Below are 6,551 nucleotides of genomic sequence, written 5' to 3'. Positions count from 1 at the left end.
GACGCGTCCGGCGACCGACAGCAGCAGTGCCTGGAAGGAGCTCAGGTGGCCATGCTTGTCGCGTTGGAACGCCTGGCTGGCGCTGAGGATCCGGAACATCCGGCCGAAGTAGCGAAACTGCACGAAGCGCGAGGCGACGGTGAAGCCGATCCCGACCGCGATCAGCAGCGCGATCAGAACCTTGCCCCAGAGCAGGTCGTTGAGAAAATCCAACATGGGGAAACTCCGCTGTTTTTGTTGTAGGGAATGCGGCCCGTCGATACAGGCTGACGACCGGTTGTGGGCGCTGGTGGAAACAGCAGCCGGGCCGTCATCGCATGACCCTACTCAGCACGCACTGTGCCAGCCTCAACATCGAGAATTTAAGTCTTTGTTTTTAAAATAAAAACCTAGCAAACCCGGGCTATAAGCGGATCCCGAAGGGCTATAACCGGATTGCACGCCAGCGGCATAAAGCCAGAAAAAATACAAAATAATCAATTAGTTATAGAATTTCGCCGAGGTTATAGAGAATCCTCAGGTTATAGGGGATTGCAGCGCCGCGATCACGGCGTCGGGAAGTGGGAGACTTGAGTCGCAGTGAGCCAGTGAGCGAAATGCACCCTGGCTGTGGCGCGTTTCGCGGCACCCGGGACGCCGTCCCCGAACCGGGCGGCACCTTGCGTTCGGGTCAAGGGCGAGTCGTGAGGGATTCAGCCCTGGCGCTTTTTCAGCCGCTTGCTCAGCGCCGGCTGCGATACGCCGAGCAGGCGCGCGGCGATCGACTGGTTGCCCTCGGCCCGATGCATCGCTTCCTGCACCAGCAGATCGGCGACCTCGTGCAGGCCCGGCAACGGGACATCGGCCACGAAGGGGCTGCGTTCGGGATGCTCTGCCACAGGCAGTTCGTCCCGATTGAGATCGATGGCGCGCTTGAAGGCGTCCATCGACAGCATCCGCGAACGGTGCTGACTGACGGCATCGTAGACCATGGCGCGCAACTCGCGGACATTACCGGGAAAGGCATAGTTGGCCAGCAGCACCGGCAGCTCCCGCGGCACCGTCGGCTTGCTCTTGCCGAGTTCCGCCGCGGCTTCTTCGAGGAAATGGTCGAGCAGCAGCGCGATATCGCCCTTGCGCTGGCGCAGCGCCGGAATCTGCACCTGATGGGTCCGCAACCGATAGTACAGATCCTTGCGGAAGCTCCCCTCGGCCTGCTTCCGGGCCAGATCCTGATGGGTCGCCACCAGCACCCGGGCCCGCATCCGCTTGGGCCTGTCGCTGCCCAGGGGATAGTACTCCCCCTCCTGCAGCAACCGCAGCAGCTTCACCTGCGACGCCATGCTCAGGTCGCCGATCTCGTCGAGAAACAGGGTGCCGTCTGCGGCCTGCTCGATCATCCCGGCCCGGGCGCTGTCGGCGCCGGTGAAGGCGCCGCGCTGGTGGCCGAACAGGGTGTCGGCGAAGTGGTTGTCGTCGAGCCCGGCGACGTTGACGCAGACCAGCGGTCCCTGGCAGCCGCTCAGTTCATGGGCGGCCCGGGCGATAAGCTCCTTGCCGACGCCGCTTTCGCCGCTGATCAGGATCGGCTGGCGGCTCGGCGCCACCGACTCGAGGTACTGGAACACCGCGCGCATGCCCTTGTCGCCGCTGACGATCGGCACGAACGCTTCGGGGTGCTCGAGGGTGTCGTTGAGCACGCGTTGACGCAGCTCCTGGTTCTCGCGCCGCAGCTCCTGCAGCCGGATGGCGCGCTTGATCCCTTCGATCAGGCGGTCCTGCTCGTCGGTCTTGACGAAGTAGTCGTAGGCGCCGAGCTTGATGCAGTTGACTGCGGTCTCGACCTGGTTCAGACCGCTGATGACGATGACGCCGACGTCCGGATACTCCTCGACAATCCCTCTCAACAGCTTCTCGCCGGACAGGTGCGGCATCGTCAGATCGAGCGTCACCAGGCCGATGTTCTCCCGCGCCAGAATCGACATCACCTCGCGACTGTCCTGGCAACGGTGCAGGTGGTTTATGCCGGAGCGCTCGAGGGCGATGCTCAGACTGCGCAGGAAAGACGGCTCGTCATCGACGAGCAGCAGGCCGAACGAGGGGTAGAGGTTGCGTTTCATTACTGTGTCCATCTGCCGGGGGCTTGCCGGTCAGCCCGCCATCTTGGGTGCCGATGGTACTGCATTGGCCGCATCCGCGGCCAATGCCGGCAGCGCCAGGGTGACACAGGTCCCCTGGCCGGGGCTGGACGCGAAGTCGAGGCTGCCGCCATGTTCACGCACGATGCCGGCGGATACCGAGAGTCCGAGTCCGGTGCCGCCGCTGTCACGCCTGGTGGTAAAGAAAGGGTCGGTCAGCCGGGACATCGATTCGGCATCGATTCCGCAGCCCTGGTCGCGTACCTGCAGTATCAACTGGCCGGTGTCCGGCTGGAAGCGGGTCTGCAGAAAGATCCCCTGCTCCTTGCTTTGCAGCGCCTGGCAGGCATTGAGGATCAGGTTGATCACCACCTGCTCGATACGCTGGCCGTTGCCCCGCACCGTCGGCAGATCGCTGCCGTAGTCGACCTCGAAGCGGCTGGTCGCCGAACGGATCGAGTTGTCCACCAGCCGGATCGCCGTGCGCACCACCTGATTGAGATCCAGCGACTCGTTCAGCTCGGCATCGCCCTGGCGGGCGAAATCCTTGAGATCCCCGACGATGCGCTTGATGCGCCGGGTGCCCTCGAGCATTTCGTCGAGCATCAGTGGAATCTCCTCCCGCATGCGCGAATATTCCAGCCCGCCGATTTCGAAATCGCCCTGGCTGTGGTAACGCTCCTCGAGTATCTCCAGGGCATCCCGGTAGGCATCTCGCAGCACCGGCAGGTTCAGCAGCAGCAGGCTGCAGGGGTTGTTGATCTCGTGGGCCACGCCGGATACCAGGATGCCCAGCGAGGTCATCTTGTCGGCCTGGATCAACTGCAACTGGTGCTGGCGCAGCTCCTCTGTGCGGCTCGCGACCTCCCGCTGCAGCATCCGGTTCCACACCACGATGCCGCCCAGTATCAGCAGCAGGGCGCCGGACACCGCGGCACCGACCTGGCCGATCTTCTTCCACGGAATGGCGCCGGCATCCTCGAGCGGGCCGAGCCACTTGTCATATATCGCCTGGTGGCGGCCGGTGTTCTTGAGGATCGCCAGCCCCTCGCTGAACTGCGCCAGCAGGTCCGCGTTGCCCTTCTTCACCGCATAGCCGTAGCGCAGCGAGAAGGGTTTGGCGACCGGCTGGATGTTGGTCAGCCCCAGCTCGCGGCTCAGGTAGAGCGACGGAAGGTTCGCCACCAGCGCATAGTCGTGACGGCCCGAGGCCAGCAGGCGCAGGGCATCGGCGTGGGTATCGGTGGTAACGATCTCGGCGCCGATTCCGCGTTCGCGCAAATAGTCGTGCATGATATCGCCCTTCTGCACGATCACTTCGCGGCCACGAAGCCCCTCGACGTCAACCACGGGATCGCCGCGGCGGGCGAAGATCGACTGGTGCACGATGGCATGGGGCGGCGCGAAGTCGAAACTGGCGGCACGTTCGGCCGACCAGGACATCCCCTGCAGGATATCGACCTCGCCGCTCTCCAGTGCCGCCCGCATAGCGGACCACTCGCCGAGCACGACCTCCACCTCGATGCCCATGACCTCGGCGATCGCCTCGGTCAGCTCGACGTTGTAACCGGCCGGCTGGCCGTCCTCGTCGAGAAACTCATAGGGAGGATGATAGTGATCGCCACCGACGATGATGCGGGGCAGGTCTTGGGGCGCCCTCTCGTAGGAACGCTGTTGGGCCCAGGTCTGGAAGCAGACCAGGGCCAGCAGCATGAAGAGGACGATGCGCAGGAACCGCAGTGTATGGGCTATACATGAGGATTCCGGCCGGGCTGGCGTACCAGCACCGCGGAACGCAGCATATGAGTCGCGCAGTAGGTTTTTCGGGGTGCCCTGTTGTCTGGTCATCGCGTCCGGCCCACACCCGGAACAGCCGGGCAGTGGCCCTATTATCCGACTTTTTCACCGCGATTCGATCCTGTTTTGACACGTTCAACGCGCGGGCTCCCGACGCCAGCGCAGACGCGCCGGCCAGCCGGCAAGGCCACGGGGACTGAACATCACCAGGTTGCCGGTCAGGATCAGCGCCATGCCGGCCATCGCCCCCGGCGTCCAGCGATAGCCCTCCACCAGGGTCGAGATGCTCAGCGCCACCAGCGGGAACAGCAGGGTCGCGTAGGCCGCGGGGCCCGCGCCGATGCGGCCGATCAGCGTAAAATAGGCGGCAAAGCCCAGCACCGAACCGAAGATTGCCAGATACAGCAGCGCGCCCAGGTAGGACACCGTCCATTCGGGCGCGAAGGCGGCGCCGCCGGACAGCGAGACGATCAGCATCCAGAGCGCACCGTAGCCCATCGCCCAGGCATTGGTGGAAAGCAGGTCCAGCCCTCGGCGCTGATGGCGCAGGCTGATCATGTTGCCGAGCGAGAACAGGTAGGTGCCGAGCAGGCAGAGACCGATGCCGCCGAGCATCGCCAGGTTCAGGCCGTCGCCGGCCAGGTCCCGCCAGAACAGGCTGAGCATGCCGGCGAAGCCCAGCAGGGTCGCCAGCCAGAAACGGCTGTCGATGCGCTGGCCGAAGAACAGCATCGCATTGACGGCGTTGAACAGCGTCGCCATCGAGAAGATCACCGACTCCAGGCCACTGGTTACCTCCGTACCGGCACTGTAGAAGCAGTAGAAATTGAAGCTGAAGATGCAGCCGCCCTGCAGCATGCAGAACAGGTGGTCGCGTCCGGAGAGGCGGCGCAGGCGGCCGCTCAGCCACAGGCCTCCGACCAGAATCAGCGCCGCCAGCGCGAAGCGGTAGAAGATCGAGACGGTGACCGGGACATCACCGAGCTGCAACATGATAGCGATCCAGGTCGTCCCCCAGATCATCACCGTCGATGCATAGAGAAACAGTGTCATGGCAAGGGCCTCCGGGCCGGAAATCAGCCACCAAGCTTGCCAGCCTCACGACCGGTCGGCTTTCATGCACCGGGGCGGCTTGCACAATCTTGCGCTTTTCTGCATCGGCCGCGGTAGCCGTCGCGACCGGACGGCGTTACCATTTTGCGTTCAGCTAGACGCCGGATGCGCAGGCGTTCCAGGAGCCATGCACCTTGATTGAGTCATACCGTTTATTCGACAACCTGCGCCAGCACAGGGCCAGATTGCTCGATCATACGCAGCTCGAAGCGGGCATCGGCCTGGCTTCCTGGTCAAACCGGCACGACCGTATCCACCAGACCGATGCCAACCACCACACCCTGAGCCTCTATATCGCCGACGGTTACGAGAGCTACCGCAAAACGGCGGGCGGCTGGCGCAACGGCGGCGGCCCGGACCGGCTCTGCCTGATGCCGCAGGCGTTCGAGTCGGTCTGGGATATCCGCGGCCCCCTGAGCTTCGTGCATCTATATTTCACCGACGCGCACCTGCGCCAACTGGCGGAGCAGACCTGGGACCGCAGCCCGGCGGAAATGCGCCTGGATGCCCGGATCTTCGCCGAAGATCCGCAGATCACCCTGCTCTTCCGCCAGTTCCTGCTGTCCTGCAACTGGCAGGACAGCAGCGACCGCCTGGCCCTCGGCAGCGCCGTGACCCTGCTGCTGAACCACCTGCTGCGACACTACAGCACCCTGCGCTGGCCCGAGGTGCAGGTGCGCGGCGGCCTGGCGCCCTATCAGCTCAACCGCCTGCGGGAATACATCGACGCCCACCTCGACCAGCCGCTGCGGCTGGCGGACCTCGCCGCCGAAGCGGGCCTGAGCGAATATCACTTCGCCCGCATGTTCAAGCAGAGCCAGGGCCTGGCGCCGCACCAGTACCTGCTGCAGCAGCGCCTGCAACGCGCCGAACGGCTGCTGCGGGAAAGCGCCGAGTCGATCACCGAGATCGCACTGCGCTGCGGCTTCAGCTCCGCCAGCCATTTCAGCAACCGCTTCCGCCAGGCCCGCGGCATCGCGCCATCGGCGCTGCGACGTGAACGAAGCTAGCGCGGCCGCGTCAGGGCGATACTGCGCCCGGCCAGCGGCGGCCAGTCGAGCCCGGCGTGCTGCCGCTGCAGCTCGCTGACTCTGGCCTGGGTGTCCGGCAGGAAAGGCGCGGCGCGTTTCGCGGCCATGTCCATGTGCAGCAGCAACGTCTCCATCGCCGCCAGCTCTTCGCCGCTGTCACCGTGGCGCATGCTGAAGAAAACCCTCAGCTTCTTGGCGTCGCTCTCGAGCAACTGTACCGTCACCACCAGCGGCTCGCCTTCGCCCACCTCCTGCAGGTAGTGCACCATGCTCTGCAGCGTGTAGATCGATACCTGCTGCGCTTCGCGAAACGCCTCGTCGAGCCCGATTCGCAGCATGAACTCATCGATGGCCCGGCTGAACACCAGCACATAACAGGCGTCGTTCATGTGGCCGTTGTAGTCGATCCACTCCGGGCTTACCGGACCTTCGAATACGCTCAGTTCTTTCGTCATCGGCTTTCTCTCAGCGGATTTGCATGGATGTATCCCGC

General features: G+C 64.3%; 6 protein-coding genes. 1 reads left to right on the top strand and 5 read right to left on the bottom strand.

Annotation, left to right across the window (positions count from 1 at the left end; all coding sequences use genetic code 11):
* The 4 genes from IEX85_RS23620 to IEX85_RS23605 all read right to left on the bottom strand — a co-directional run.
* On the bottom strand, positions 1 to 216 hold a 216-nt coding region (locus IEX85_RS23620), incomplete at its 3' end, for an alanine:cation symporter family protein (protein WP_188863103.1).
* Positions 217 to 692: 476 nt separating this feature from the next.
* Entirely contained in the window at positions 693 to 2,099 is a 1,407-nt protein-coding gene (locus tag IEX85_RS23615; protein WP_188863102.1) for a sigma-54-dependent transcriptional regulator, read from the bottom strand.
* Between the two features lie 30 nt (positions 2,100 to 2,129).
* On the bottom strand, positions 2,130 to 3,830 hold the full coding sequence (locus IEX85_RS23610; protein ID WP_188863101.1) for a transporter substrate-binding domain-containing protein: 1,701 nt from the start codon (positions 3,828 to 3,830) through the stop codon (positions 2,130 to 2,132).
* Between the two features lie 219 nt (positions 3,831 to 4,049).
* Positions 4,050 to 4,967 carry a DMT family transporter gene (locus IEX85_RS23605; RefSeq protein ID WP_188863100.1) on the bottom strand — a complete coding sequence of 306 codons (918 nt, stop codon included), beginning with the start codon at positions 4,965 to 4,967 and terminating at the stop codon, positions 4,050 to 4,052.
* A 194-nt stretch (positions 4,968 to 5,161) separates the two neighbouring features.
* Between IEX85_RS23605 and IEX85_RS23600 the strand changes: the two genes are divergently transcribed.
* A complete protein-coding gene (locus tag IEX85_RS23600; protein WP_229722090.1) occupies positions 5,162 to 6,037 on the top strand; it encodes an AraC family transcriptional regulator in 876 nt (291 codons plus the stop codon).
* On the opposite strand, the gene IEX85_RS23595 is transcribed toward IEX85_RS23600, so the two are convergent.
* The gene (locus IEX85_RS23595) at positions 6,034 to 6,513 is read right to left on the bottom strand and encodes a thioesterase family protein (protein ID WP_188863099.1); all 480 of its coding nucleotides are present in this window, start codon (positions 6,511 to 6,513) and stop codon (positions 6,034 to 6,036) included. The genes IEX85_RS23600 and IEX85_RS23595 overlap by 4 nt on opposite strands.
* Positions 6,514 to 6,551: the final 38 nt, after the last annotated feature.

This window comes from Marinobacterium nitratireducens (assembly GCF_014645375.1).
Taxonomy (GTDB): domain Bacteria; phylum Pseudomonadota; class Gammaproteobacteria; order Pseudomonadales; family Balneatricaceae; genus Marinobacterium_A; species Marinobacterium_A nitratireducens.
Note: the sequence above shows the minus strand (reverse complement) of the source record. Positions and strands in the feature narration are given on the sequence as shown.